This is a genomic window from Agromyces humi, assembly GCF_009720255.1.
Taxonomy (GTDB): Bacteria; Actinomycetota; Actinomycetes; order Actinomycetales; family Microbacteriaceae; genus Agromyces; species Agromyces humi.
Genome location: NZ_WJSP02000575.1, coordinates 1 through 1,750, shown reverse-complemented (window position 1 = coordinate 1,750; position 1,750 = coordinate 1). Strand labels below are relative to the sequence as shown.

The window sequence follows — 1,750 nt, the reverse complement described above, 5'->3', positions numbered from 1 at the left end:
ACCGCCGCCACGCGGCATCCGCTGCGTCGACCTGCAGGCCGCCGTACCCCTCGACCCGCACCGTGCCCGCGCCGACCAGCACCACGTCGGCGAGCGTGCGCAGCACCTGCATGGCGAGGCGGTCGTGCTCGTCGCCGAGGCCGCCGCTTCGACCCTCGAGCGTCACCGCACCGTCGAGGCTGGTGACGAAGTTCATCCGCACCGCGGGCACGTCACGATCGGCGATCGCGTAGGCCTCGAGCAGTTCGTCCCTCGTCGGCGCGGTCATGGCTCCTCGTTCGGGCCGTCGCCCATGTTGTGCCGGAGATGGGCGGGCTCGCGCCACCCCATGACGGCCTCGACCATCCGCGCCGCGTCGACCGATTCCGCGACGTTGTGCATGCGCAGGATGCGGGCGCCCTGGGCGACGCAGAACACCGCGGCGGCGAGCGAGCCCGCGAGGCGTGCGTCACGCGGGCGGTCGAGCGCCTCGCCGATGAAGTCCTTGTTGGACACGGCGGCGACGAGCGGGAAGCCGAGCCGCGCCAGCTCGCCGAATCGCCGGGTGAGCTCGAGGCTGTGGCGGGTGTTCTTGTTCAGGTCGTGCCCCGGGTCGAGCACGATGCGCTCCTCGGGCAGGCCATGCGCGACGGCGAGCGCGGTGCGCTCCTCGAGGAACGCCGCGACCTCGCCGACGACGTCGGCGTACTCGGGCCGCGGGAACCACTGGCGGGGCTCGGCACGGCTGTGCGTGATGACGAGCGTCGCCTCGGATGCGGCGACCACCTCTGCGATCGCCGGGTCGTGCACGCCCGTGGTGTCGTTGATCACGTCGGCGCCGGCCGCGATCGCCGCGGCCGCCACCTCGGCGTGGAAGGTGTCGACGGAGAGCGCGGCCCCTGCACCCGCGAGCGCCGCGACGACCGGCACCACGCGATCGATCTCCTCGGCCACCGGGATCGCCGGACCGGGCCCGAACTTCGCGCCGCCGACGTCGATCCACGCGGCGCCCTGCGCGATGGCGCGCCGGCCGGCCTCGATGGCCGCGTCGAGGCCGAACGTGGCCCCCCGGTCGTAGAAGGAGTCGGGGGTGCGGTTGACCACCGCCATCACCGCAATGGAACGTCGGAAGTCGACCTCACGACCGGCGATGCGGCGCACCGGATGGGAGAACTCGGGATCGACCCACCCGAGCGGGCCGCTCACGCGGAGACCCGTGCGGTGCTCGTCGAGCCGAGGCATGTCATGCGGTCGCCTCGGCGACGAGGCGTTCGAGGGGCACGGCCGGATCGATGAGCCGGGCGCGATCGATGCGAGCCCGCGAGCGGATGAGCTGCTGTACCTGCTCGTTCACGTCCCAGACGTTGACCTTCATGCCTGCGACGACCCGGTCGTCGGCCAGCCAGAAGGCGATGAACTCGCGCGCCGCCACGTCGCCGCGGAACACGGGCTCGACGCCCGCCATGAGGGGACCGTAGCCCGAGAACTCCATGCCGAGATCGTACTGGTCGGTGTAGAAGTAGGGCGGCTCGTCGAACTCGACGTGCTCGCCGGCCATCGAGCGACCGGCCGCGGGGCCGTGGTGCTCCGCGGTCGCCCAGTGCTCCGTGCGGAGGTGGCGGCCGAGGAAGGGCTGGAATACGTTGGCGACGTCGCCGACGGCGTAGACGTCGTCGGCGCTCGTGCGGAACGCGGCATCCGTCGTCACGCCGTCGTCGACCTCGATGCCCGCCGCCTCGGCCAGCGCGGTCGCGGGCGAGGCGCCGATGGC

3 protein-coding genes are annotated in these 1,750 nt (G+C 72.7%); all 3 read right to left on the bottom strand.

The genetic code is table 11. The features are described 5' to 3' along the window. Positions 1-268 (bottom strand): dihydrofolate reductase family protein (locus tag GH736_RS22430; protein WP_203230917.1); only part of this gene is annotated, 268 nt, incomplete at its 3' end. Then, the gene (gene folP, locus GH736_RS22425) at positions 265-1,221 is read right to left on the bottom strand and encodes a dihydropteroate synthase (RefSeq protein WP_159607187.1); all 957 of its coding nucleotides are present in this window, start codon (positions 1,219-1,221) and stop codon (positions 265-267) included. The genes GH736_RS22430 and folP, both read right to left, overlap by 4 nt. 1 nt (position 1,222) lies before the next feature. After that, on the bottom strand, positions 1,223-1,750 hold a 528-nt coding region (locus GH736_RS22420; protein WP_159607185.1), incomplete at its 5' end, for an oxidoreductase C-terminal domain-containing protein.

Bases quoted from the DNA above. Each gene is read 5' to 3' on its own strand.
- folP (WP_159607187.1), bottom strand. From the start codon at position 1,221: ATGCCTCGGCTCGACGAGCACCGCACGGGTCTCCGCGTGAGCGGCCCG.